Below are 25,495 nucleotides of genomic sequence, written 5' to 3' on the forward strand. Positions count from 1 at the left end.
CGACGCGAGAGAAGGCAGAGTTGAGCGGTTCGACGCCTCCGGGCTGGTACGACGACGGGCACGGCTCACTGCGATGGTGGGACGGCTCGCAATGGACCGAGCACACGCACGCCCCCGTCGAACCGGAGCCCGAGCCCGAGCCCCAGCCGGAGCCCGAGCCCCAGCTCGAAGAACCGCCGGTCGTGACGGAGGCCTCCCTCGCCGAGAGCCAGCACGGGCTCGCGGCATCCGACACGGCGTCGCCGACCGACGCGCTGCCGCCGATCCCGCCGTCGCCGGGAGGGTTCGCTCCGGTCTACCCCGGCGCCCACCCGACGACGGCGACGGCGGCAGTGACCGGCGCCGTCGGTGAGACCGACCCAGCGCCCGCTCGCCGATCGAAGCTCTGGATCGTCTTCGTCGCGCTCGGCGTCGTGCTCATCGGGCTCGTCATCCTCGCCGCCGTTTTCGTTCCGCGCTTCATCGTGGGGATCCTGGATCCGAGCAGCGATCGCCCCGGTGCGACGTCCGTCCAGGGGGCCGATCTGCGGGCGGCCGAAGACATCGTCGACGCGTACGACGACGCCTGGGACGACATGGACTGCGCCGCGTACCAGGCGATCCTCACGCCCGAGTTCCTCGCCAGCGGCGGCCTGTCCGACTGCGCGGACTTCGCCCAGGCGGCACGCGAGTTCAACAACTCGGTCGAGGACTACGAGGTGAGCTTCATCTCCACGACCCGAGAGGGAGACACGATCTACGTCCAGACGGTCGAGACCTTCACGCAGACGGCGGATGCCGCCGGCGCCCCTCTCGACAATCCCGTGCCGGCGAGCTTCTCGGCGCTCTACACGCTCGTCCCGGGCGGTTCCGGTTGGCTCATCGACGATTACGTCGAGCAGTGATGGGGGAGCGGGGTGCGCGCCGCAGTGCGCGGTTCTACCTGGCCTGCGCTGGGGTCGGGCTCGCGGCCGGCCTCCTGTCGGGGCTGTTCGGCGTCGGCGGCGGAACGGTCATCGTCCCGCTCCTGGTGCTGCTGCTCGGGTTCGATCAGCGGCTGGCTGCCGGAACGTCTCTTGCCGCGATCGTCCCGACCGCCTCGGTCGGCGTCATCTCCTACGCCCTGACCGGGTCGGTCGCCTGGATCCCGGCCATCATCCTCGCCGCGGGTGCCGTGATCGGAGCGCAGATCGGAAGCTGGCTGCTGGCGAAGATTCCGCAGAACGCGCTGCGCTGGGGCTTCGTGGCGTTCCTCGTCGCGGTCATCGTGATGCTCTTCATCGTCGTGCCCTCCCGCGACGCGGTACTGGAACTGAGCTGGGGCGTTGGCATCGGGCTCGCCGGGCTGGGTCTGTTCACCGGCATCATGGCGGGGCTGCTCGGCGTCGGCGGCGGCGTGATCGTCGTGCCCGCGCTGATGTTCCTCTTCGGCACGAGCGATCTCATCGCGAAGGGCACTTCGCTCCTGATGATGATCCCGACGGCGATCTCGGGCACGGTGGGCAACGCCCGCCGACGCAACGTCGACCTCTTGGCGGCCCTCGTCGTCGGACTCGCCGCCTGCATGACCACCGCGGTGGGCGCCTGGATCGCGACCCTGCTCAACCCGCTGACCGCCAACGTCCTGTTCGCCGCCTTCCTCACCTTCATCGCGTCGCAGATGGCGGTGCGCGCCGTCAAAACGCACCGTGCGGCGCGTGCGGCGAAGCGTGCTGCGCAGCCCGCGGAGGGCCAACGGTAGAATCGGACGGTGTCCGTGAACCCCGATCTGGTCGACCGCGCCTTCGCGCCGACCGCCCCGTACCTCGTGGGTCGCGAGAAGGTGCGCGAGTTCGCCCGCGCCGTCTTCGCGACCGATCCGCAGCACACCGACCCCGACGCGGCGCGCGCGCTCGGTTACGCCGATGTGGTCGCACCCCCGACCTTCGCAATGGTGATCCAGGACCTCACCCTGCAGCAGCTCCTGGGTGAGCCCGACTCGGGCATCGCCCTCGAGCGGACGGTGCACGCCGAGCAGCGCTTCCGTTACACGCGACCGATCGTGGCGGGCGATGAACTCACCGCGCAGCTCACCGTCACCGGCATCCGTGCGTTCGGCAAGGGGGCGATGGTCACGAGCGAGGCGGACATCCGTGACGTCTCCGGCGACCATGTCGTGACGGCCGTGTCCGTGCTGCTGGTCGGGGGCGAGGACACATGAGCGATCTCATTGTCGGAACCATCGTCGCCGAGCGCTCCGTCGAGCTGACCCGTGAGTCGCTCGTGCGCTACGCCGGCGCTTCGGGCGACTTCAACCCGATCCACTATCGCGACGACGTCGCCGCCCGCGTGGGCCTGCCCGGGGTGCTCGCCCACGGCATGCTGACGATGGGGCTGGCCGTCGAGACGATCGTCGACTGGCTCGGCGACAGCGGCCGCATCATCGAGTACGGTGTGCGCTTCACGCGCCCCGTCGTCGTCGACGCCGAGATCGGCGCGACCCTCACCGTTGTTGCCAAGGTCGGCGCGGTCGAGGACGGCGTCGCGCGCATCGACCTGACCGTCAGCCACGACGGCACCGTCGTGCTCGGCAAGGCGCAGGTGCGCGTGCGCACCGCCGAGTGACCGTGGCCGAGATCGAACCGCGGCCCCTCGCGGAGCTGACCACGCTGCGCGCGGGCGCCGTGCCCGACCGCATGGTCGAGGCGCACACGGCCGACGAGCTCGTCGCCACGATGCGTGAGCTGTGGGCGGCCGGTGAACCCTGGCTCGTCGTCGGTGGTGGGTCGAACCTGCTGGTGGGTGATGAGCCGTTCGACGGCACCGTCGTCGCGGTCCGCACGACGGGTATCGAGGAGCTTCCCTCGCCGCATCCGGGCCACGCGCGTCTGAAGGTTCAGGCCGGACACTCGTGGGACGACCTCGTCGAGTACGCCGTCGCGGCCGGCCTCGGCGGGATCGCCGCGATGTCGGGCATCCCGGGCACTGCGGGGGCGGCACCGGTGCAGAACATCGGCGCCTACGGTCAGGAGGTCGTGCAGACCCTCGTCGAGGTCGAGCTGCTCGACGAGTCGACCGGCGAGGTCAGTGTCGTCCCGGCACCCGAATTGGGACTCGGCTTCCGCACCTCGGTGCTCAAGCACCACCACGGCTCGGTCGCGGCGCGTTCGGCCGTCATCCTCTCCATCACGCTCGAGCTCGAGCGTGTCGGGCACGGCGAGTTCGCGATCCGCGGGCCGCAGCTGCGCGGCGCGCTCGGGCTCGATCACGAGGCGACGGTGTCGCTGCGGTGGGTGCGCGAGACGGTGTTGTCGGTGCGGGCCAGCAAGGGGATGGTGCTCGACGACGGCGACCCCGACACGTGGAGCGCCGGGTCGTTCTTCCAGAACGCCGTGGTCACCGCTGCGTTCGCCCGGACCCTGCCCGACGCCTGTCCGCGCTGGCCGGTGGCGCCCGATCCCGTGTCCGACCGCGTGATCCCGCTGAACGAGTACTACGGCGTCTCGCCTGTGGGCGAGGTGGCGGAGCCGGATGTGAAGGTCAGCGCGGCCTGGCTCATCGAGCACGCGGGCATCGGCAAGGGCTTCTCGCTGCCCGGTTCGCGTGCCGGTCTGTCGACCAAGCACGCCCTCGCGCTGACCAATCGCGGGGGTGCGACGGCCGAGGAGCTCGCCGCGCTCGCGCGGTTCGTCCAGCAGCGTGTGCAGGCCGAGTTCGGCCTCATCCTGCAACCCGAGCCCGTCCTCGTCGGCGTCGAGCTGTAAGCCCCCCGCCCCCGCCCCACCCGTCGAGTCGCCAGAGAATGCGGATCATCGGGTGCCGGCATCCGCAGTTCGTGGCGAGTCGACGGAGTGAGGTTCGTCACGGCCCGGACAGGAGACGGCGGATGCGGCGCACGAGCGCGCCGGGATCGTCGAAGTCGCGCGCAGTCACGACGGTGACGCGGTAGCCCAGCGACTCGAGCTCGGCACGTCGTGACTGGTCGCGGCTCCACTGCGAGAGGTCGCGGTGATGATCGCCGTCGTACTCGAGGACGAGCCGGGCATCGCGGTACAGCAGATCGACCCGCGCGACGAAGCGCCAGCCGTCGCGGATGACATTCGTCTCGGGCCGGGGGAGCCCGGCCCGTATGAGGAGCACCCGCAGTTCCGACTCACGCGGCGATTCCGCGCCGTCGTCGAGCAGGGGCAAGGCCGCGGCCCGGCGGACCGCGCCGCGGCTGCGGCCCGCCCTCTCGTGAGCGAGTTCGAGCGCGTCGACCGTCGTGCGCGGCCCGCCGCGAGCGATGAGCGCGTCGCCCGCGGCCACGAGAGCGCCCAGCGAGAGGGAGGCGCCGAGGTCGACCCACGTGCGTTCGACCGTCGTGAGTCGGATGCCGTCGACCTCGACGATGTCGTCCGGCTCCACGGCCAATGCACGACCGACCACCTCGGGGCGTCTGACCCGGTTGGCCGGAAGCGCGACGGCGACGTGCGGTCGCGCCGCCGCGGCGTCTCGGAGGGGGCCGGGCAGCGGCATCCGGTGCGCCGCGGCGGCGGTGGGTCCGCAGAAGAATGCATGCGGCGGAATCCGCTCGCGGATCAGCCTGAGCAGGTCGAGATGGTTCAGCGGCTCGCGCGCCCGCGCACCGTGAAGGGGCCGGGCGAGATCACGAGCCCGCAGGCGGCCGGCCGTGACGCCGAGCTCGCGGGCCGTCTCGGTGAGGAATCCCACGGGAAGCGCGGCGGGAAGCGGAGCGCGTCGCATCGCACCAGCATCCGTCTCCGAGGGCTCGCGCCGACGTTCCGCTGCTAGTCCCGGGGATATCTCGCCCCCTCACCCCCCCTGTGCAGGACCCCTGGCTCCGTCCCCTCCCCGTCGAGTCGCCACAAACGGCGGATGCGGGCGTGCCCTGATCCGCGTTTCTTGGCGAGTCGACGGGGGAACGAGAGGGGGTCAGGAGAAGAGGCGCTGGAGGCGCTGGATGCCTTCGAGCAGCTGCTCGTCGCCGAGCGCGTACGACAGGCGCAGGTAGCCCGACGGACCGAAGGCCTCGCCGGGTACGACGGCGACCTCGGCCTGCTCGAGGATCAGGTCGGCGAGCTCGAGGCTCGTGTTCGCCTCCACCCCGCCCCACGAGCGTCCGAGCAGACCGGTGACGTCGGGGTAGACGTAGAACGCCCCGAGGGGGTTGGGAACCTCGACGCCGGGGATCTTCGCGAGCTCCTCGACGATCAGGCGGCGCCGACGGTCGAAGGCCAGGCGCATCTCCTCGGCCTCGGTCTGCGGCCCGGTGAGTGCGGCGAGGGCCGCGCGCTGCGCGACGTTGTTGACGTTCGAGCTGAGGTGCGACTGCAGGTTGCCGGCGAGCTTCATGGCGTCGGCGGGACCGACCATCCAGCCCACGCGCCATCCGGTCATGGCGTAGGTCTTGGCGACACCGTTGACCAGGATCGTCTGACCCGCGAGCTCGGGCACGGCCTCGACGATCGAGACGGCGCGGGCGCCTTCGTAGACGAGGTTCTGGTAGATCTCGTCGCTGATGACCCAGATGCCGTGCTCGAGCGCCCACTGGCCGATCGCGGCGGTCTCCTCGGGCGTGTACACCGAGCCGGTGGGGTTCGAGGGCGAGACGAAGACGAGCACGGTGGTGCGCTCGGTGCGCGCGGCCTCGAGCTGCTCGACGGTGACCTTGTACTCCTGGTCCGCGCCGGCGAAGACCTCGACCGGGATGCCGTCGGCGAGGGCGATCGCTTCGGGGTACGTCGTCCAGTAGGGGGCGGGCAGCAGCACCTCGTCGCCGGGGTTCACGACGGTCTGGAAGGCCTGATACACCGACTGCTTGCCGCCGTTGGTGACGATGACCTGCGAGGGCTGCACCTCGAGGCCCGAGTCGCGCAGCGTCTTGGCGGCGATGGCCTCGCGCAGCACGGGGAGGCCCGCGGCCGGGGTGTACCGGTAGTTGGCGGGGTCGGCGAGAGCATGCTGAGCGGCCTCGACGATGAACTGCGGCGTCGAGAAATCGGGCTCACCCGCCGCGTACGAAATGACCGGCCGGCCGGCGGCCTGCAGGGCCTTGGCCTTCGCGTCGACCTTGAGGGTCGCCGACTCGGCGATGGCGGAGAGCTTGCGGGACAGCGGTGCGCGTTCGGTCACCCTTCGAGAGTAGCGGCGCGGTCCACCGAATGGTGGACGGGGATCGACCGGATGACCCCTGCCGTACGGACGGCGGAACCGGCACGCTGGAGGCATGACCACGAGAGCGAGCGCACCGACCGTCGTGCGCGGCCTGACCAAGAGATACGGCGACGTGACGGCCGTCGACGACGTGAGCTTCGACGTACCCGCCGGCGGCGTGTTCGCGTTCCTCGGGACGAACGGGGCCGGCAAGTCCACGACGATCAGCGCTCTCACGACCGTGATCGAACCGGATGCCGGGCAGCTCGAGGTCGCCGGTCACGACGTGCGCTCCGACGGTGATGCGGTCCGCCGCGCGATCGGCGTCGTCTTCCAGGACTCGCTCCTGGATTCCGCGCTCACCGTCCGTGAGAACCTGACTGTGCGGGCGCGCCCCTACCTCGGTTCGACGGCGGCGATCCGCGATCGCATCGAGCGCCTCGCCGACATCATCGACCTGGGCGAGTTCATCGACCGGCGCTACGGGCGGCTCTCGGGCGGGCAGCGTCGCCGCGCCGACATCGCCCGCGCGCTGCTCCATGACCCGGAGATCGTCTTCCTCGACGAGCCGACGACGGGACTCGACCCGGCGAGTCGGCAGATGGTGTGGCGCACGATCCACGAGCTGCGCGAGCGCGCCGGCCTCACCGTGTTCCTCACGACCCACTACCTCGAGGAGACCGAAGAGGCCGACCAGGTCTGCATCATCGACCGCGGGCGCATCGTCGCCGACGGCACTCCGGCGCAGCTGCGCGCGCGACACAGCTCCAGCATCCTGTCGCTCGTCACGGCTGACGGAGACGAGCGCATCGCGGTGGCGGATGCCGCCGAGGCCCGCCGCATCCTCGCCGAACGGGGCGACGCGGTGCTCGACTTCGAGTTCCGCCATGGACGCATGGACGACGTCTTCCTGGCGCTGACGGGGCAGGCGGCGACGGGGGAGGCGACGCGATGAAGACCGTGCAGGCGTACGTCGGGCGCAATCTCCGGCTGTTCTACCGAGACCCGCTCGGGGTGTTCTTCTCGCTCACGGGCGCCCTGGTGGTGTTCCTCCTCTACGCCCTCTTCCTCGGCCAGATGCAGGTGGACTCGCTCGCCGCGACGCCGGGGTTCGACGCCGACGCCGCCCGCGACTTCGTCGACTCGTGGATGTTCTCCGGGGTCGTCGCCGTCGCCGCCGTCACGACCCCGCTCGGCGCGCTCTCGACGTTCGTCGAGGATGCCGCGTCCGGACGGTTCCGCGATTTCCTCGTCTCGCCGGTGCGCCGCTCGCAGCTCGTGCTCGGCTATCTCGGGTCGGCGTTCATCATCGGATTGATCACCACGCTGATCGTGCTCGCCGTCGCCCTGGCGTACCTCGGGCTCACCGGGCGGACGCTCCCCGACGCCGGGCAGATCACCCGCATCGTGCTGTGGACCGTGCTCTCGGTCGCCGCGTACACCGCCCTCTGGGCGTTCGTGGTGTCGTTCCTCCGCACGAGCGGCTCGTACTCGGGACTGTCGACGCTCGTGGGAACCCTGACCGGCTTCGTCGCGGGCGCGTACATCCCGGTCGGCTCGTTCCCCGACGCGGTGCGGGATGCCGTCGGCGTCCTCCCGTTCGCGCAGTCGGCGATGCTCGTCCGGCGCGAGTTCGCCGCCGATCCGCTCGATCGCCTCGCGAGCGGGGCGCCGGGCGCGGTCGAGGAGCTCAGTCGCATCTACGGCCTCGATCTGCAGGTGGGCACGGCGACGGTGCCGGTCTGGGTCGCGGCCGTCGTGCTGGCCGTCGTGGCCGTGGCGTTCACGGTGCTCGCGGCGTCCCGCATCCGCTCGCGGATCCGCTGAGCGGCAGGATGGTCTCGTGATCAGTCGCAACTGGGTGGATGTCGCCGTCGGTGTCGTGCTCGCCCTCGGCGTCGGCATCCTGGCGGCCGCGGGGGAGGCGGAACGGCTGCCGTGGGCGGTCGCGGGGCTGGTGCTGCTGCTCGCGGCGTATCTGATCGCGCGGCCCTCCGCCGGCGCGGAGGATCCCCGCCGCTTCGCGGTGTTCCTGGCCGTCGTGACGGTCTCGATCGCGGCGATGACGTTCGGTGAGGTCTCGCTCGCGACGATGCAGGTCATCGTGTATCCGCTGGTGTGGATCTTCGCTCCGTTGCGCCGTGATGGGGTCGTGGGGTCGCTTTCGGTGGGCGCCGGGATGCTCGTCGGGTACGCCGGCGGCTTCGGTTTCGCGCCCGACGCGCTGCTGGAGGCCGCTGCCGTCGCGGTGCTCTCGGTCGCGTTCTCGATCGCGATGGGGTGGTGGATCTCGGCGATCGCCGCCTACGGCACGGAGCGCGCGCGGCTGCTCGACGAGCTCTCCCGGGCGCAGCAGCAGGTCGAGGCGCTCAGCCGCGACAAGGGCGCGGCCGACGAGCGGGAGCACCTGGCTCGCGAGATCCACGACACCCTCGCGCAGACTCTCGCGGGAATCGTCATGCTCGCCGAACAGGCCGGGCGGCGCTCGCGTGCGGGCGACGTCGACGGTACCGCCGCGGCTGTCGAGCGCCTCGAGGTGGCCGCTCGCGACGCGCTCGGCGAGGCCCGGGCGATCGTCGCCCGGACCGCGGCCGTGCCGGGTGACCCCGTGCTCGGCGCCGCGGTGGAGCGGCTCGCGGAACGCTTCCGCGCCGACACCGGACTCGAGATCTCCGTCGTCGACACGGCATCGGGGGTCGATCGCGAGACGCAGGTGGTCGTCCTGCGCTGCCTGCAGGAGGCGCTTTCGAACGTGCGCAAGCACGCGGGAGCCGCGCGGGTCACGGTGACGCTCGCGGGCGGGGACGACGGCACTCTGAGACTCGTCGTCGAGGACGACGGACGCGGGTTCGACGTCTCCTCCCCGCGCACCGGCTACGGTCTCGACGGCATGAGCGATCGGGTCGCGCTCGCCGGGGGGACCGTCGAGGTCACGGCCGTCCCGGGGGCGGGAACGACGCTCTCCGTCCGCCTCCCCGCGCCCGCCGCGGCGGTGCCGAGTGCTGGCGCGGCGGTGCGCGCATGATCCGTCTGCTCATCGCGGACGATCACCCGATCGTCCGGGCGGGGCTGGCCGGCCTGCTCGCGGACGAGCCCGGCTTCGAGGTGATCGCGGAGGCGGCCGACGGCGACGAGGCCGTCCGGCTCGCCGCCGAGGCGCGACCCGACGTCATCCTCATGGACCTCCGGATGCCGGTGCTCGACGGCGTCGCAGCCACCGCTCGTATCGTGGCAGCGCGCGATGCGGCCGCGGGGCCGCGGGTGCTCATCCTCACGACCTACGAGAGCGACGACCAGATCCTCGCCGCCATCGAAGCCGGAGCCAGCGGATATCTGCTCAAGGCGGCTCCGCGCGAGGAGATCGTGGCGGGGATCCGGTCGGTCGCCGCCGGCCAGTCGGCTCTCTCGCCGGCCGTCGCGGTGCGTCTGGTGGAACGGATGCGGCAGCCCGAGCCGGCGGCATCCGCTCTCACTCCGCGCGAGACCGACGTGCTGCGCCTCGTCGCTGCCGGCCACGGCAACAGGCAGATCGCGGTGCAGCTCGGGATCGGCGAGTCGACCGTCAAGACGCACCTGTTGCGGGTTTACGACAAGCTCGGCGTCGACAGCCGAACCCGCGCCGTGACCCTGGCCCTCGAGCGCGGCCTCCTTCCCTGACCCCCCGCCCCTAGCCCGGTCGACTCGCCAGGAAACGTGGGTCCGGCGAGGCCAGGACCCACAGTTCGTGGCGAGTCGACGATCGTTATGGGGTCGTCACGTGCGGGAGCGGGCGCGGTCGTAGCGTGGGAGGGAACGGAGAGAACAGGGCAGGGGAGGGCTGCGGGGATGCGGATAAGGGTGGCTCTGGCCACGGGCTCGGGCACGCTATTGCTTCTCGCGGGGTGCGCGTCGATCCCGCTCGGACCGCCGCCTGTCCGCGAGGTGGCGACCGTGTCCGACACGATGTCGTGCCCGGACCCCATGCTCAACCCGCTTCCCGGCGCCGGTCTCGTCCCTGAGGACTTCGAGGTCGTCGCGGTGCTGGAGTGCGCCGACGGCGTGACGCGTGAGGATGCCGACGGCGTCCTCGCCGGCAACGAGGTGCGGCGCTACGGGGGCGACCTCACGGGATTCCTCGCCGCGATGGCGGCACCGAGCGATCCGGGGCCGGCAGCGGTCTGTCCCGCTATCGGGTACGGCTTCCGCGCGCTCTGGGCGACGGACGCGGCAGGCCGCTTCGTGCCGATATCGTTCCCCCTGACGGCGTGCGGCGGACCCAAGGAGGACGAACCATTCGCCGCCCTGGCTCGGCTCGAGATCGTCGACCGAGCCTTCTCAGCCGCGGGGCGCGTCGAACTGCACGACGCGACGGCGGCAGGCTGCGCGACGCGCGCGGGCGTGGCGCCGCTCGACGTCCTCGGGTGGGCTCCGACGGAGACGCAACCGCCGGCCGACGTCGCCGGCGCCCTGGTGTGCGTCTATCACGCCGAAGCCCCGGCCAGCACGCCGACCGTCGTCGGCGATGGGGACCTGTTCGCGGCGGCCTTCTCGCTCGACGCCGACGACGCCGCGGCGGTTCTCGAAGCCGCGGCTGCTCCGCCTGCAGGCGTGGAGTGCGCCGAGACGGCATCCCGTCTCGTCGTCGTCCACCCGGACGTCACGGCCGCCGCGGTCAGCGCGCCTCGCACTGTGACCGTCGAGCTCGACGGTTGTCAGCGCATCGTCGGCACCGACTTGCAGACTCGCTCCGCCCCTCCGGCTGTGATCCCCCTCCTGTCCCCCTGACCCCGCCCGGACCCCGTCGACTCGCCAGGAAACGTGGGTCCGGCGGGGCCAGGACCCGCAGTTCGTGGCGGTCGAGGGGGGTGAGGGACCTCAGAGGTACTTCGCGTAGGCGGGGAGGGTCAAAAACGCGGGGAAGTCCGAGCCGAGCGCGACCTCGCGGAACAGGGCCGCGGCGTCGTCGAAGCGGTCGCCGTCGCGGCGGTCGACCTCGGCGAGGACCTCGTCGACCAGTGCATCGACCCAGGCGCGGGTGATCGGCGTGCCGTCATCCGTCGTGCGGTCCTGGTGGATCCACTGCCAGATCTGCGAGCGGCTGATCTCGGCTGTGGCGGCATCCTCCATCAGGTCGTCGATCGCGACCGCGCCGATCCCGCGCAGCCAGGCCTCGAGGTAGCGCACGGCGACGGACACGTTCGCGCGCACCCCGGCGGTCGTGATCGGCAGGCCGATGTGGCAGTCGATGAGTTCGGACGCCGCGACCGCGACGTCGTCGCGCTGGCGTTCGAGCTGATTCGGACGGTCGCCGAGCACGGCGTCGAACTCGGCGCGCGCGATCGGGATGAGGTCGGGGTGCGCGACCCACGTGCCGTCGAAACCGTCGCCGGCCTCGCGACGCTTGTCGGCGGCGACCTTCTCGAAGGCGGCGCGCGTGACCTCGGGGTTCCGCCGGTTGGGGATGAAGGCGCTCATTCCGCCGATCGCGTGCGCGCCCCTGCGGTGGCAGGTCTTCACGAGCAGCTCGGTGTACGCGCGCATGAACGGCACCGTCATCGTGACCGCGCTGCGGTCGGGCAGGACGAACCGGGCGCCGCGGCCGCGGTAGTTCTTGATCATCGAGAAGATGTAGTCCCACCGTCCGGCGTTCAGGCCCGCGCAGTGGTCGCGGAGGGCGAAGAGGATCTCGTCCATCTCGAAGGCCGCAGGCAGCGTCTCGATCAGCACGGTCGCGCGGATGGTGCCGTGAGGCAGTCCGAGCCGGCGCTCGGTGAACGAGAAGACGTCGTCCCACAGCTGCGCCTCCTCGCTCGACTCGAGCTTGGCGAGGTAGAAGTACGGCCCACGGCCGCTCTCGACGAGTCGGACGGCGTTGTGGAACGCGAACAGGCCGAAGTCGACGAGCGAGCCGGATGCGTCGAGGGTGCGCCCCGTGCGGTCGGTGAAGGCGAGGTGCTTCTCGGTGAGATGCCAGCCGCGCGGGCGCATGACGATCGTCGGGGTGCGCTCGGCAGTGACGGTGTACCGCCGCCCGTCGGGGCCGGTGTGCTCCAGCTCGCCGCGGATCGCGTCGCGCAGCGACAGCTGCCCGCCGATGACGTTGCGCCAGGTCGGCGAGGTGGCGTCCTCCTGATCGGCGAGCCACACCCGAGCGCCCGAGTTCAGGGCATTGATCGTCATCTTGGGGTCGGTGGGTCCCGTGATCTCCACGCGGCGGTCCTCGAGGCCCGGCCCCGCGCCCGCGACGCGCCACGTGTCGTCCTCGCGGATGTGCGCGGTGTCGCTGCGGAAGGCGGGGTCGGCGCCGTTGCCGATCTCGAAGCGGCGCCGCATCCGGTCGGCGAGGCGGTCGTGCCGTCGCCCCGCGAACCGGTCGTGCAGTGCCGTGACGAAGTCGAGGGCATCGGGCGTGAGGATCTCGTCGAAGCGCGGGTGCATCTCGCCGCGCACCGCGATCGCGGGTTCGTGGGTCTGCACCGCGACGGGGCCCGTCCAGGTGCGTCGCCGGGTCTGGGTGGCTGTCTGTGTCATGGTCATGTTCTCGTCTCCGGTCTTGAGGGCGTCGAGTCGCCAGAGAATGCGGATGCCGGGGTGCCGGACCGGCACTTCTTGGCGACTCGACGGGTGAAGGGGGTCAGAACTGGGATGCCTCGGTCGATCCGGCCAAGGCGAGGGTGGCGCTGTCGGGGTTGAGCGCCGTCGAGAGGGCGTCGAAGTAGCCGGTGCCTGCTTCACGCTGGTGGCGGGTGGCGGTGTAGCCGTGCGTCTCGGCGTCGAACTCCGCCTGCTGCAGCTCGACGTACGCGCTCATCGCGCGGTCGGCGTAGCCACGGGCGAGATCGAACATCGAGTGGTTGAGGGCGTGGAATCCGGCCAGGGTGATGAACTGGAACCGGTAGCCCAGTTCGGCCAGCTCCGCCTGGAACGTCGCGATCTGCGCGTCGCTGAGGTGCCGCTTCCAGTTGAAGCTCGGCGAGCAGTTGTACGCGAGCAGCTTGCCGGGATGCTCGGCGTGAACGGCCGCGGCGAACTCGCGCGCCAGCTCGATGTCGGGCTCGCCGGTCTCGACCCACAGCAGGTCGGCGAAGGGCGCGAACGCGAGGCCCCGAGCGATGACCGGGTCGATCCCGGCGCGGGTGCGGTAGAAGCCCTCGCTCGTGCGCTCGCCGGTGAGGAAAGGGCGATCGCGCTCGTCGACGTCGCTCGTGATGAGGTCGGCGCCCAGCGCGTCGGTCCGCGCGATGACGATCGCGGGCACGCCCGCGACATCTCCGGCCAGCCGCGCGGCGTTGAGCGTGCGGATGTGCTGGGCCGTCGGCACCAGCACTTTGCCGCCGAGGTGGCCGCACTTCTTCTCGCTCGCGAGCTGGTCTTCCCAGTGAGTCCCGGCGGCACCGGCGGCGATGAGGGATGCCGCGAGCTCGTAGGCGTTCAGCGGACCGCCGAACCCGGCCTCGCCGTCGGCGACGATCGGGGCGAGCCAGTCGCGGGTGCGGCCGCCCTCGGCGTGCTCGATCTGGTCCTGCCGCAACAGCGCGTTGGTGATGCGCCGCACGACGGCCGGCACGGAGTTGGCGGGGTAGAGGCTCTGGTCGGGGTAGGTCTGCCCGGCGAGGTTCGCGTCGGCGGCGACCTGCCAGCCGGACAGATAGATCGCCTTCAGGCCGGCGCGCACCTGCTGGACGGCCTGGCCGCCCGTGTAGGCGCCGAGGGCGCGGACGTACTCCTCGGTGTGGAGGAGGTTCCACAGCGACTCGGCACCGCGGCGGGCGAGCGTGGCGTCCTCGCGCACGGAACCTCGCAGCCGGATGACGTCGGCGGCGCGGTACGTGCGCTCGATGCCGTCCCAGCGGGGGTCGGTCTGCCACAGCTCCTCGAGCTCGGCAGCGGTCTGAACCTGGTCGCCGGGCCGCAGCGGACCCGGAGCGGGAATCGTGGTCATCTCGGTCTCCTTCGTCGGAACGGGCGGCTCTGCCCGTCGTGGAGACCACTGTGGGCGAACTAACCCGCGCGGTACGGTCGGATCCGAGGAGAAGATCGGCCGATCTTCTGCTTTCGTGACAGAATCCCGCCATGACGCGCAAGGGTGCCGTCGCCGCCGCAGGGGTGGCGCTCGACGATGAGGACATGGACGCCTTCACGATCGGCCGGCGCATCCGGCAGATCCGCACCGGGCGAGGGATGACCCTCGACGACCTCGCCGCGGCCGTCGGGCGCGCGCCGAGCCAGCTCTCGATGATCGAGAACGGTCGCCGCGAGCCGAAGCTCTCGCTGCTCCGCACGATCGCCCGCGCCCTCGGCACCTCGCTCGACGCGCTTCTCGAGTCCGAGGAGCTCGATCCCCGAGCGGCCCTCGAGATCGAGGTCGCCCGGGCGATGACCGGGCCGACGTTCCGGAGTGCCGGGGTCACGCCGTTCCGCATCCCGCGCGCCGTGCCCGACGAGGTGCTGCGCGCCCTTCTCGCACTGCAGGGTGAGATCGAGCGGTTGCACGACGAACGCGCCGCGACCCCCGAGGAGGCGCGGCGCGCGAACGTCGCCCTGCGGCGCCTCATGCGCACGCAGAACAACTACTTCCCCGAGCTGGAGCAGCAGGCGCGGGAGCTGCTGGCGGCGGTCGGGCACCCGGGCGGGCCGCTGACGCAGCGCACCGCGAGCGACATCGCGGGGCACCTCGGGTTCAGCATCCACTACGTCGCGGATCTGCCGCAGACGACCCGCAGCGTCGCCGACCTCGCCCACGGGAGGCTCTATCTGTCGAGCCGCCTCGCTGCCGCGACCCCCGCCGATCCGCGGACCGCCGTGCTGCAGGCGCTGTCGAGCCGCATCCTCGGTCACACCGAGCCGGCCAGCTACGACGAGTTCCTCCGGCAGCGGGTGGAGACCAACTACCTCACCGGCGCACTGCTGATCCCCGAGGCGGATGCTGTGCCCGCCCTGCGCGAGGCGAAGGAGCGGCGGGCGATCTCGATCGAAGACCTGCGCGACGCGTACTCGGTGTCGTACGAGACCGCCGCGCACCGCTTCACGAACCTCGCGACCGAGCACCTCGGCATCGCGGTGCACTTCCTCAAGGTTCACGAGTCGGGGACGATCACGAAGGCGTACGAGAACGACGACGTCGACTTCCCGACCGACCGCCTCGGCGCCATCGAGGGGCAGCTGTGCTGCCGGGAGTGGACGAGCCGGGCGGTCTTCGACGTCGACGACCGCTTCAACCCGTACTATCAGTACACCGATACCGGCAACGGGACCTACTGGTGCACGGCTCGCGTCGAGCATTCGAGCGAGGGGGCGCACTCGGTCAGCGTCGGCGTGCGTTTCGACGACACGAAGTGGTTCCTCGGCCGCGACACACCTCACCGCGGGGTGTCGCGGCACTCGGTCGACGTGTGCTGCCGACGTGCGCCGGCGGGCCTCGAGGAGCGGTGGCGCGCCGCCGCCTGGCCGAACGTGAAGACGCCGCGCACCCTGCTGGCGACGCTGCCGACGGGCGCCTTCCCGGGCGTCGACACGACCGATCTCTACGCGTTCCTGGAGTCGCACGCCCCGTCCTGACCGGCGCCGCATCCCGTCGACTCGCCAGAAACGGTGGATGCGGCGGGGCCCGGATCCGCGATTCGTGGCGAGTCGACGGGAAGAGGCGGGGGGTCAGTCAGGGGGAGAGGCGGAGAGCCGTCCAGACGGCGGCACGATCGGCGAAGGTCGACAGGTCGCGGCCGAGCAGGCGCTGGGCCAGGGCGATGCGCGTACGGACGGTGTGCCGGTGTACTCCGAGGGCCCGAGCAGTCGCCTCATGCGCGCCGTCGTGATCGAGCCAGGCGACGAGCGTCGCCTCGAGCGCCGTGCCGTGACGGGCGTCATGGGTGCGCAGGGGTGCGAGCTCGGCTCCGGCCCGGGCGCGAGAGGGCGCCGTCGCGAGATCGTCGAGCAGATCGCCCGGGGCATCGACGACATCGGTGACGGCACCCGGACGCCCGCGGTCGCGCGCGAGCCGGGCACGGTCGCGGGCCGCCGTCACGTCGTCGTCGGTCGCGGCGGCGGCGGTTCCGAGCCGCCACGACAGCCGCGCGGCGATGTCGTCGAGCACCTGCCGTTCGCCCGCCCCGACGATCAGGAGCACTCCGTCCTCGTCGCGACCGTAGAACAACCGACCCCCCGCGGCGTGATTGTCGAGCACCTCGCGGGCGCCGGTCGGGGCGTGAGCATCGGCCACGGCGACGACGTATGGCGCGGCGGGGAAGCCGCCCCAGGCATCGGTCGCCACCTTCCGCGCGAGGGTGAGATGCCCGTCGACGAGCAGGTCGACGAGCGCCGCTCGCAGTCCGCTCCACGCTCCCGCGGTCATCCGGCGCTGCTCGAGAGCGAGGCCCGTCATCGCGACGACGGCGGTGACGACAGCCCGGGCATCCTGGTCGAGCTCGATGCCGACGGTGACGAGGACGCCCCGCTGACCCGCCGAGCCGAGGGTCTGCAGCGTCACGGTGTGCCCCGCCAGCCGCATCGCCGCACCTGTCCCGCCGCCCCTGCGCAGGAGGGCCGCCGCCTCGGCGTCGACGGCCCGGCGCAGGTCGTCGTCGACCGACGACCCGGCGGTCGAGTGCTCGTGGGTCAGCGCGCCCGAGGCGTCGTAGAGGCCGACCCACGCCCCGAGCTGGCGAGCGAGCTCGGCGAGCGTCGCGTCGAAGCCGTCGGGGCGCAGAGCGGCGATCGCGAGGGCGCGCTGCGCGTCGAGCGCCCAGCTGCGCCGGGCGTACGCCTGTGCCGCGATGGCCTCGGCCGCCGCTCGGGCGACGGCGATGAACGGCGTGCGGTACGGCACCTCGAACAGCGGCATTCCCGCCGTCGTGCACGCGGTCCGGAGCGCATCGGGGATGCCGTCGCGGACCACCTCCGTGCCGAAGCCGAGCCCTCGGACACCGCGCGCCCGCAGGCGGCCGACATAGGCCTCCGCCTCTGCGTCCGCGTCGTCGTCTCCGGCGAACTGGGTGCCCGTCGTGAGCAGGATCACGTCTTCCGAGAGGAAGGGCGTCGGGTCGGCGAGATCCGAGCTGTGCACCCAGCGCACGGGCGCGTCGAGGTTGGCGTCGTCGGCCGGCGTCGCGAGGCGCAGATCGAGCTCGCGCCGGGCCAGCAGCGCGCGGATCGTCGGCGACGGGGGAGCGGCGGCGGGCATCGGCATCCTGTACATGCTGGCGATAAGAGGTGGCATCACTGTACAACCCGGTGAATGCGGGTTGCGCGATGCGCGTCCTACTGTCGCGGAATGAGCACCACGACCTCGACGCCGACCATCCCCCTCGGCGGCCCGACCCTCCCGCAGGAGCGCCGCGTCGTCACCGCGATCCCCGGACCTCGCTCCGAGGAACTGCTGGCCCGCAAGGCAGCCGCCGTCCCGGCCGGTGTCGGCCACACCGCGCCGATCCATGCCGTCGCCGCGGGCGGCGGAGTCGTCGTCGACGCCGACGGGAACTCGCTCATCGACCTCGGCTCGGGCATCGCCGTGACCTCGGTGGGCAACGCGCATCCCGCCGTCGTCGCCGCTGTGCAGGCGCAGGTCGCGCAGTTCACCCACACCTGCTTCATGATCTCGCCGTACGAGTCGTACGTCGCCGTCGCCGAAGCCCTCAACCGGCTCACCCCGGGCGACCACGAGAAGAAGACCGCGCTGTTCAACTCGGGTGCCGAAGCGGTCGAGAACGCCGTGAAGATCGCTCGCAAGGCGACCGGCCGCCAGGCGGTCGTCGCCTTCGACCACGGCTACCACGGCCGGACGAACCTCACGATGGCGCTCACCGCGAAGTCGATGCCCTACAAGAGCGGATTCGGGCCGTTCGCCCCCGAGGTCTACCGTGCGCCGCTGTCGTACCCGTTCCGCGACGGGCTGTCGGGCCCGGATGCCGCAGCCCGCGCGATCTCGCAGATCGAGAAGCAGATCGGAGCCGACAACCTCGCCGCCGTCATCATCGAGCCCATCCAGGGCGAGGGCGGGTTCATCGTCCCCGCCGACGGGTTCCTGCCGGCGGTCGCCGACTGGTGCCGCGAGAACGGCGTCGTGTTCATCGCCGACGAAGTCCAGACCGGCTTCGCTCGCACCGGTGCCATGTTCGCCAGCGAGCACTTCGGCATCGTCCCCGACCTGATCACGACCGCGAAGGGCATCGCGGCGGGCCTGCCGCTCGCCGCGGTCACCGGGCGCGCCGACCTCATGGACGCCTCGCACCCCGGTGGCCTCGGCGGCACGTACGGTGGCAACCCGGTCGCGTGCGCGGCGGCGCTCGCCGCGATCGACGCCTTCGAGAACGACGGCCTGATCGAGCGAGCTCAGCAGATCGGGGCGCGCCTGACGGCGCGGCTGAACGCGATGCGCGAGAGCGACCCCCGCATCGGGGATGTGCGCGGGCTCGGCGCGATGATCGCCGCGGAGTTCGTCGACCCCGCCACCGGCGCCCCCGACGCCGCGCTGACGTCGGCGATCGCGAAGGCGTGCATCGCGGAGGGCGTCATCGTCCTCACGTGCGGCACCTACGGCAACGTCATCCGGTTCCTTCCGCCGCTGTCGATCGGCGACGAGCTGCTCGACGACGGCCTCGACGTCATCGCTGCGGCGCTCGGGCGGGTCTGAGCGTGGCGGCCCCGAGCTCCAGCGGCTGGAAGAACCCGGTCTCGCCCGAGACGTCCGCGGGGCTCGGGGCGGTGACGAAAGCGCGCTCGAACAAGCTGCGGTCGCGCCACGTCACGATGATCACGCTCGGCGGCATCATCGGCGCGAGCCTGTTCGTGGGGTCGGGCAACGTCATCCGTACGGTCGGGCCGGCCGCGGTCCTGTCCTACCTGCTGGGCGGTCTGCTGGTCTTCCTCGCGATGCGCATGCTCGGCGAGATGGCGGCGTCGCGTCCGGCGATCGGCTCGTTCATGGAGTACGCCCGCGTCGGACTCGGCGACTGGGCGGCCTATCTCGTCGGCTGGCTCTACTGGTACTTCTGGGTCGGCGTGCTCGCCTACGAGGCGGTGCTCGGCGGCGAGACGATGCACACCTGGTTCCCCGGCGTCCCCTCGTGGGGCTGGTCGCTGATCCTCCTGGCGGTCTTCGTCGGGACGAACGTCATCTCGGTCCGCACGTTCGGCGAGGTCGAGTTCTGGCTCGCCAGCATCAAGGTGCTCGCGATCGTGGTGTTCCTGGGTGCCGGCATCCTCTTCGCCCTCGGGCTGTGGCCGCAGGCGACCTTCGCCGTCCCCAATCTGTGGGAGCACGGCGGGTTCGCCCCCAACGGCATCGGCGTCGCCTTCACCGGGGTGGCCCTCGTGATCTTCTCCTACTTCGGCACCGAGATCGCCGTCATGGCGTCGGCCGAATCCGTCGATCCCGCCAAGGGCATCCGACAGGCGACGAGCACCATCATCTGGCGCATCCTGCTGTTCTTCGTCGGTTCGGTGCTCGTGATCGTCACCGTCGTGCCCTGGGACGAGCTGCCGGCGCCGACGGATGTCGCGAACGCGCCGTTCACCGTCGCGCTGTCGCGCTTCGGCATCCCTGGTGCCGACGTCATCATGCAGCTCGTGATCTTCACGGCGGTCATCTCGGTGCTCAACTCGGGGCTGTACTCGGCCTCACGGATGTTCTCGGCGCTCGCCGACAAGGGCTTCGCCCCGAAGATCGTCGCGCGGCGCTCGCGCAACGGTGTTCCGGTGATGGCGCTGCTGGCCTCGACGATCGGCGGGCTCATCGCGACGCTCGTGAACTTCCTCACGCCGGGGTCGGGCATCTTCGACTTCATCATGAACTCGGCCGGCCTCGTCGCGCTCTTCGTGTACGTCTTCATCGCCCTCACCCAGCTGCGTCTGCGTCAGCGGATGACGCCCGAGGAGGTGGCCGCGCTCAAGCTGAAGATGTGGCTGCACCCGTGGCTCAACATCTTCCTCATCGTCGCGATCGCCGCCGTCGTGGTGGTCATGCTCACGACCGAGTCGGGGCGTTCGCAGGTGTGGACGAGTCTCATCGCCACCGGTGTACTACTGGTGTTCTGGCCGCTCGTGCGCCGCAACCTGCGCGCCCGTCGGCTCGACCGGGAGAGTGTCGCCCCGGTCACGGGTTCTGCCAACGAAGGAGTCGGAAATGACTGAGATCACCCGCGACGTCGCGATCGTCGGAGCCGGCGCGGCCGGACTGACCGCCGCGAACGACCTGAGGAAGGCCGGGCTGTCGGTCGTCGTGCTCGAGGCGCGCGACCGCGTCGGCGGACGTCTGTGGACCGATGAGATCGACGGCGCCATGCTCGAGCTCGGCGGCCAGTGGGTCTCGCCCGACCAGCACGCGCTGATCGACACGCTCGCCGACCTCGGACTCGAGACGTACACGCGGTACCGCGACGGCGACAGCGTATACGTCGGTCCGGACGGGCAGGCGCGACGCTTCCGCGGCGAGATGTTCCCGGTGGCGCCGGAGACCGAACGGGTCATCGACGAGATCACCGCGCGGCTGGACGCGATGGTCGCCGAGATCGACCCCGACCGGCCGTGGGCGCACGAGAAGGCGGCCGAGTGGGACCGCATCTCGTGGGACGCCTGGCTGCGACAGCAGACCGACGACGACGAGGCGGTGCGCAACCTCGCGTTCGCCACGGGATCGGCGATGCTCACCAAGCCGACGCACACCTTCTCGCTGCTGCAGTCGCTGCTCATGGCGGCGTCGGCGGGGTCGTACTCGCACCTGGTCGACGCGGACTTCATCCTCGACAAGCGCGTCGTCGGAGGTCTGCAGCAGGTGCCGCTGCGCCTCGCGGAGCGACTGGGCGAGGACGTCCTGCTCGCTCAGCCGGTGCGCTCGATCGAGTACTCCGACGCGGGCGCGGTCGTCCGCACCGACGACGTCACGGTGCGGGCGCGTCACGTCGTGCTCGCCCTGGCACCGGTGCTCTACAACCGCATCTCGTTCTCGCCGCCGCTGCCGCGTCTGAAGCATCAGATGCACCAGCACTTCTCGATGGGCTTCGTCATCAAGGTGCACGCCGTCTACGACCGGCCGTTCTGGCGCGAGCAGGGGCTGTCGGGCACCGCTTTCAGCCCGTACGAGCTGTCGCACGAGGCGTACGACAACACCAACCACGGCGACGAGCGGGGCACGCTCGTCGGGTTCGTCTCCGACCAGAACGCCGACGACCTTTTCCGCCTGTCGGCGGATGAGCGGCGCGAGCGCATCCTCGAGTCGCTGTCGCACTACTACGGACCCGAGGCGAAGAACCCGATCGTCTACTACGAGAGCGACTGGGGCAGCGAGGAGTGGACGCGAGGCGCGTACGCCGCGAGCTTCGACCTGGGCGGCCTGACCCGTTACGGCGCTGAGCAGCTCGAGCTCGTCGCGCCCCTGCACGTCGCGTGCAGCGACCTCGCCGGACTCGGCTACCAGCACGTCGACGGGGCGATCCGCATGGGCCACCGCGTCGCCGACGAGATCCTCGAAGCGGACCGCGCATGAGTCGGTCGGCGTCCGCCGGCCGCATCGTCGTCGGATACACCGCGACCAAGGCGGGGCGGGATGCCGTGGCCTTCGCGAGTCGCCTCGGGGCGGCATCCGGGGCCGCGCTCCACCTCGTGCTCGTGCTCCCCGCCCAGAAGCCGGGCATCGTGCCGCCGGATGCCGGCTATGAGCGGCTGCTGCGCGAGCAGGCCGCCGGCTGGCTGCGGGAGGGCGCCGCGGAGGTTCCCGAGGGTGTGTCGCACCGCGCCCACGTCCGCTACGGCGAGTCGGTCGCGGCGGGGCTCATCGACACCGCCGACGAGCTGGGGGCCTCGCTCATCGTCGTCGGGGCGGCCGACGGCGGCAACCGGGGCCGGCACCGGCTCGGCACGACGACGACCGAGCTCGTGCACTCGTCCGACGTGCCGGTCGCCCTGGTTCCGCGCGGCGCGCGGCGGGTTCCGGTCGAGACCGGCATCACGCGGCTGACCGCCGCCGTGGGCGAGCGCGAGGGCACGGAACTCCTCGTCGAGGCGACCATCCGGCTCGCCGCGGCGACCGCGGCGCCGGTGCGGCTGCTCTCGCTCGTCGCCCTCGACCTGCCTGCGGGCCTCGACACCGGCGCCATCCGCACGGTCGGTCAGAACCACGCGCAGGAGGTGCTCGACGAGGTCCGTTCGGCGCTTCCGTCCGACGCCGAGGTGACCGCCGTGGTCGCGGCCGGCGACGGCATCGAGGACGCCGTGTCGCACCTCGAGTGGGAAGCCGGTGAGGTCGTCATCGTCGGCTCCAGCCGTCTCGCTCAGCCGCGACGGCTCTTCCTCGGCTCCACGGCGGCGCGGATGCTGCGCGTCGTGACCGCCCCCATGATCGTGGTGCCCCGCACCCGCAGCGACCGCGAAGGAGCGAGCGCATGACCCGAGCAGAACAGGCGGGGGTGCCCGCGGGCGACCCCGTCACCGGCGGCATCTCCCGGAAGGGGCTGAGCGCCGGGACCGTCGGCCTCATCGGAGCGGTCGTCATCGGCATCTCCTGCATCGCCCCGGCCTACACCTTCACCGCGGCGGTCGGGCCGACGGCATCCGTCGTGGGCACCCAGGTGCCGGCGATCGTGCTCGTCGGCTTCATCCCGATGCTGCTCGTCGCGTTCGGGTATCGCGAGCTCAACAACCGCATGCCCGACTCCGGCACCAGCTTCACATGGGCGACGCGCGCCTTCGGCCCGTGGATCGGGTGGATGGCCGGTTGGGGGCTGGTCGCTGCGACCATCCTCGTGCTCTCGAACCTCGCGGGTGTCGCCGTCGACTTCCTCTTCCTGTTGATCGCCCAGCTCACCGGGCAGGAGTCGATCGCCAGCCTCGCCTCGGTGGTCTGGATCAACGTCCTCGTCTGCGTCCTGTTCGTCGCCGCGGCGACCTTCATCTCTTACCGCGACATGCAGACGACTCAGAAGCTGCAGTACGGGCTCGTCGCCTTCCAAGTGGTCGTCCTCGTACTGTTCGCCATCGCGGCGATCGTCGAGGCGGTCTCGGGCAACGCCTTCGACGCCACGGCGTTCGACTGGTCGTGGTTCAACCCGTTCGCCGTGCCGACGTTCAGCGCCTTCGCCGCCGGGCTGTCGCTGTCGATCTTCATCTTCTGGGGCTGGGACGTCACCCTGACGATGAACGAGGAGACCAAGGACCCCGAGCGCACACCGGGCCGCGCCGCGACCATCACGGTCGTCATGATCGTCGCGCTCTACCTGCTGCTCGCGATCGCGATGATCATGTTCGCCGGCGTCGGCACGGGCGAGCTCGGACTCGGCAACGAAGACATCCAGGAGAACGTCTTCTTCCATCTCTCGGGACCGATCCTCGGCCCGCTCGCGTTCCTCGTCTCGCTCGCCGTGCTCACCAGCTCGGCGTCGTCACTGCAGTCGACCTTCGTCGGGCCGGCGCGCACACTGCTCGCCATGGGCCACTACGGTGCCCTCCCCGAGAGTTTCGCGAAGGTGAGCCCGCGGTTCTTCACGCCCGGCTACGCCACCATCGTCTCGGCGATCGTCGCGTCGGGCTTCTACGTCGTCATGCGCATCGTCAGCGAGAACGTGCTGTGGGACACCATCCTCGCGCTCGGCATGATGATCTGCTTCTACTACGGCCTGACGGCGTTCGCCTGCGTCTGGTACTTCCGGCGCCAGTGGTTCGACTCGGTGCGGAACGTCTTCTTCACGTTCCTCTTCCCGCTCGTGGGCGGCGTCATCCTGGCGGTGCTGTTCGTGACGACGCTCATCGACACGATGGATCCCGCGTACGGCAGCGGGTCGCAGATCGGCGGCATCGGCCTGGTGTTCATCCTCGGCGTGGGAGTCATCCTCGTCGGCGTCGTCGTGATGGTGTGGCAGGCCGTGAAGCGCCCCGCGTTCTTCCGGGGCGAGACTTTGACCAAGGATGCGCCGGCGAGCCGGCGCGCGAGAGGAGTGGCGCGATGACGCACGAGAACGAGACACGACTGCTGGCGGGAATCGAACGCGGCCTCTTCATCGGTGGCGAGTGGGTGGATGCCGAGGGCGGCGCGACCTTCCCGGTCACCGACCCCTCGACCGGTCGCACGCTCATCGAGATCGCCGACGCCTCGCCGGCAGACGGCATCCGCGCCCTCGATGCCGCTGTCGCCGCGCAGGAGGAGTGGGCCGCCACCGCGCCCCGCGTGCGCAGCGACATCCTGCGCCGCGCGTTCGACCTCGTGCAGGAGCGCAAGGAGGACCTGGCGCTGCTGATGACGCTCGAGATGGGCAAGCCGCTCGCCGAGGCGCGCGGCGAGGTCGTCTACGGCGGTGAGTTCCTGCGGTGGTTCAGCGAAGAGGCCGTGCGCATCTCGGGCCGATACGGCCTCAACCCCGAGGGCACCGGCCGCATGGTCGTCTCGCAGCGTCCCGTCGGCCCCTCGTTCTTCATCACGCCGTGGAACTTCCCGCTCGCGATGGCGACGCGCAAGATCGCCCCGGCGCTGGCGGCCGGGTGCACCGTCGTGGTCAAGCCCGCGGCGCTCACGCCACTCACCACGACGCTGTTCGTCCAGATCCTGCAGGAGGCGGGCCTCCCGGCGGGCGTCGTGAACGTCGTCAACGCGACGCGCTCGAGCGAGGTCGCCGCGCCCATCATCGCCGACCCCCGGCTGCGGAAGCTCTCGTTCACCGGCTCGACCCCGGTCGGGCGCAAGCTCATCGAGCAGGCGGCGGAGGGCGTGCTGCGGGTCTCGATGGAGCTCGGCGGCAACGCGCCGTTCGTCGTGTTCGACGACGCCGACCTCGACAAGGCGGTGGAGGGCGCGATGCTCGCGAAGTTCCGAAACATCGGGCAGGCCTGCACCGCGGCCAACCGCTTCATCGTGCACGAGTCGATCGCCGACGAGTTCGCCGACCGGCTCACCGAGCGCGTCTCGGCGATGAAGATCGGTCGCGGAACCGAGGACGGTGTGCAGATCGGGCCGCTCATCGACGAGAAGGCGGTCGCGAAGACCGGCGCGCTCGTCGAGGACGCCGTCGCACGGGGTGCCACGGTGCGCACGGGCGGTTCCGCGATCGACGGGGAGGGGACGTTCTTCGAGCCCACGGTCGTGACCGAGGTCGCCGCGGGCAGCGACATCCTGCGCGAGGAGATCTTCGGACCTGTCCTGGCGATCGCGACCTTCGCGGATGAGGACGAGGCCGTGCGCCTGGCCAACGACACCGAGTACGGACTGGTCTCGTACGTGTTCACGCAGGATCTCGCGCGCGGCCACCGGATGATCGATCGCCTCGAGACCGGCATGATGGGCCTGAACGTCGGGGTCGTCTCGAACGCGGCGGCCCCGTTCGGCGGTGTGAAGCAGTCGGGAATCGGGCGCGAGGGCGGACTCGAGGGCATCCACGAGTACCTCTCGACGAAGTACACCCTGATCCCCGCCGACTGACGAGACGAA

22 protein-coding genes are annotated in these 25,495 nt (G+C 71.1%); 17 read left to right on the plus strand and 5 right to left on the minus strand.

Annotation, left to right across the window (positions count from 1 at the left end):
• The first annotated feature begins 20 nt into the window (after positions 1–20).
• Genes C1N74_RS04205 through C1N74_RS04225 form a run of 5 tightly spaced genes read left to right on the plus strand, consistent with a single transcriptional unit; the run spans position 21 to position 3,722 of the window.
• Complete coding sequence (locus C1N74_RS04205; RefSeq protein WP_137750046.1) at positions 21–884, plus strand: DUF2510 domain-containing protein; 864 nt, start codon at positions 21–23, stop codon at positions 882–884.
• Entirely contained in the window at positions 884–1,720 is an 837-nt protein-coding gene (locus C1N74_RS04210; RefSeq protein ID WP_023952109.1) for a sulfite exporter TauE/SafE family protein, read from the plus strand. Before C1N74_RS04205 ends, C1N74_RS04210 begins: the two co-directional genes overlap by 1 nt.
• Before the next feature lie 9 nt (positions 1,721–1,729).
• A complete protein-coding gene (locus C1N74_RS04215) occupies positions 1,730–2,179 on the plus strand; it encodes a MaoC family dehydratase N-terminal domain-containing protein (protein ID WP_137750047.1) in 450 nt (149 codons plus the stop codon).
• Complete coding sequence (locus tag C1N74_RS04220) at positions 2,176–2,583, plus strand: MaoC/PaaZ C-terminal domain-containing protein (protein WP_137750048.1); 408 nt, start codon at positions 2,176–2,178, stop codon at positions 2,581–2,583. Before C1N74_RS04215 ends, C1N74_RS04220 begins: the two co-directional genes overlap by 4 nt.
• 2 nt (positions 2,584–2,585) lie before the next feature.
• The gene (locus C1N74_RS04225; protein ID WP_137750049.1) at positions 2,586–3,722 is read left to right on the plus strand and encodes a UDP-N-acetylmuramate dehydrogenase; all 1,137 of its coding nucleotides are present in this window, start codon (positions 2,586–2,588) and stop codon (positions 3,720–3,722) included.
• 97 nt (positions 3,723–3,819) lie between these two features.
• Here C1N74_RS04225 and C1N74_RS04230 read toward each other — a convergent pair whose 3' ends face one another.
• Together C1N74_RS04230 and C1N74_RS04235 are read right to left on the minus strand one after the other, a co-directional pair.
• The gene (locus C1N74_RS04230) at positions 3,820–4,704 is read right to left on the minus strand and encodes an endonuclease domain-containing protein (RefSeq protein WP_137750050.1); all 885 of its coding nucleotides are present in this window, start codon (positions 4,702–4,704) and stop codon (positions 3,820–3,822) included.
• Positions 4,705–4,893: 189 nt separating this feature from the next.
• Positions 4,894–6,093 (minus strand): pyridoxal phosphate-dependent aminotransferase, encoded by a 1,200-nt coding sequence (locus C1N74_RS04235; RefSeq protein ID WP_023952099.1) that lies wholly within the window; start codon positions 6,091–6,093, stop codon positions 4,894–4,896.
• A 94-nt stretch (positions 6,094–6,187) separates the two neighbouring features.
• Between C1N74_RS04235 and C1N74_RS04240 the strand changes: the two genes are divergently transcribed.
• The 5 genes from C1N74_RS04240 (at position 6,188) to C1N74_RS16365 (ending at position 10,878) form a co-directional block, all read left to right on the plus strand.
• Positions 6,188–7,069, plus strand: a complete 882-nt coding sequence (locus C1N74_RS04240) for an ABC transporter ATP-binding protein (RefSeq protein WP_137750051.1) — start codon at positions 6,188–6,190, stop codon at positions 7,067–7,069.
• Positions 7,066–7,941, plus strand: coding sequence for an ABC transporter permease (locus tag C1N74_RS04245; protein ID WP_137750052.1), 876 nt, complete (start codon positions 7,066–7,068; stop codon positions 7,939–7,941). Before C1N74_RS04240 ends, C1N74_RS04245 begins: the two co-directional genes overlap by 4 nt.
• Before the next feature lie 16 nt (positions 7,942–7,957).
• Positions 7,958–9,139: a sensor histidine kinase gene (locus tag C1N74_RS04250; protein WP_137750053.1), complete on the plus strand. Its 1,182-nt coding sequence runs from the start codon at positions 7,958–7,960 to the stop codon at positions 9,137–9,139.
• The gene (locus tag C1N74_RS04255) at positions 9,136–9,771 is read left to right on the plus strand and encodes a response regulator transcription factor (protein WP_023952091.1); all 636 of its coding nucleotides are present in this window, start codon (positions 9,136–9,138) and stop codon (positions 9,769–9,771) included. The genes C1N74_RS04250 and C1N74_RS04255 overlap by 4 nt, the downstream gene beginning before the upstream one ends.
• Before the next feature lie 180 nt (positions 9,772–9,951).
• The gene (locus C1N74_RS16365) at positions 9,952–10,878 is read left to right on the plus strand and encodes a hypothetical protein (protein ID WP_181405579.1); all 927 of its coding nucleotides are present in this window, start codon (positions 9,952–9,954) and stop codon (positions 10,876–10,878) included.
• 90 nt (positions 10,879–10,968) lie between these two features.
• Here C1N74_RS16365 and aceB read toward each other — a convergent pair whose 3' ends face one another.
• Both aceB and aceA read right to left on the minus strand, forming a co-directional pair.
• A complete protein-coding gene (gene aceB, locus C1N74_RS04265; protein WP_258318030.1) occupies positions 10,969–12,531 on the minus strand; it encodes a malate synthase A in 1,563 nt (520 codons plus the stop codon).
• Between the two features lie 196 nt (positions 12,532–12,727).
• Positions 12,728–14,035: an isocitrate lyase gene (aceA, locus tag C1N74_RS04270; protein WP_023952085.1), complete on the minus strand. Its 1,308-nt coding sequence runs from the start codon at positions 14,033–14,035 to the stop codon at positions 12,728–12,730.
• A gap of 185 nt (positions 14,036–14,220) precedes the next feature.
• Between aceA and C1N74_RS04275 the strand changes: the two genes are divergently transcribed.
• Positions 14,221–15,651, plus strand: coding sequence for a helix-turn-helix transcriptional regulator (locus C1N74_RS04275; protein ID WP_137750961.1), 1,431 nt, complete (start codon positions 14,221–14,223; stop codon positions 15,649–15,651).
• Positions 15,652–15,748: 97 nt separating this feature from the next.
• Here C1N74_RS04275 and C1N74_RS04280 read toward each other — a convergent pair whose 3' ends face one another.
• Positions 15,749–17,275, minus strand: coding sequence for a PucR family transcriptional regulator (locus C1N74_RS04280; RefSeq protein WP_081731737.1), 1,527 nt, complete (start codon positions 17,273–17,275; stop codon positions 15,749–15,751).
• An 84-nt stretch (positions 17,276–17,359) separates the two neighbouring features.
• On the opposite strand from C1N74_RS04280, the gene gabT reads away from it, so the two are divergent.
• From gabT to C1N74_RS04310, 6 genes are read left to right on the plus strand one after another with little or no spacing between them, the layout of a single operon-like run.
• Positions 17,360–18,718, plus strand: coding sequence for a 4-aminobutyrate--2-oxoglutarate transaminase (gene gabT / locus C1N74_RS04285; RefSeq protein WP_023952070.1), 1,359 nt, complete (start codon positions 17,360–17,362; stop codon positions 18,716–18,718).
• Positions 18,719–18,720: 2 nt separating this feature from the next.
• A complete protein-coding gene (locus C1N74_RS04290; RefSeq protein WP_137750056.1) occupies positions 18,721–20,217 on the plus strand; it encodes an amino acid permease in 1,497 nt (498 codons plus the stop codon).
• The gene (locus tag C1N74_RS04295) at positions 20,210–21,568 is read left to right on the plus strand and encodes an NAD(P)/FAD-dependent oxidoreductase (RefSeq protein ID WP_064955985.1); all 1,359 of its coding nucleotides are present in this window, start codon (positions 20,210–20,212) and stop codon (positions 21,566–21,568) included. The genes C1N74_RS04290 and C1N74_RS04295 overlap by 8 nt, the downstream gene beginning before the upstream one ends.
• Entirely contained in the window at positions 21,565–22,467 is a 903-nt protein-coding gene (locus C1N74_RS04300) for a universal stress protein (RefSeq protein WP_023952067.1), read from the plus strand. Before C1N74_RS04295 ends, C1N74_RS04300 begins: the two co-directional genes overlap by 4 nt.
• Positions 22,464–24,023, plus strand: a complete 1,560-nt coding sequence (locus C1N74_RS04305; protein WP_088381026.1) for an APC family permease — start codon at positions 22,464–22,466, stop codon at positions 24,021–24,023. Before C1N74_RS04300 ends, C1N74_RS04305 begins: the two co-directional genes overlap by 4 nt.
• Positions 24,020–25,486, plus strand: a complete 1,467-nt coding sequence (locus C1N74_RS04310) for an NAD-dependent succinate-semialdehyde dehydrogenase (RefSeq protein ID WP_023952064.1) — start codon at positions 24,020–24,022, stop codon at positions 25,484–25,486. Before C1N74_RS04305 ends, C1N74_RS04310 begins: the two co-directional genes overlap by 4 nt.
• Positions 25,487–25,495 lie beyond the last annotated feature (9 nt).

It is taken from the genome of Microbacterium sp. SGAir0570, from assembly GCF_005491085.2.
GTDB classification, from domain to species: Bacteria; Actinomycetota; Actinomycetes; order Actinomycetales; family Microbacteriaceae; genus Microbacterium; species Microbacterium arborescens.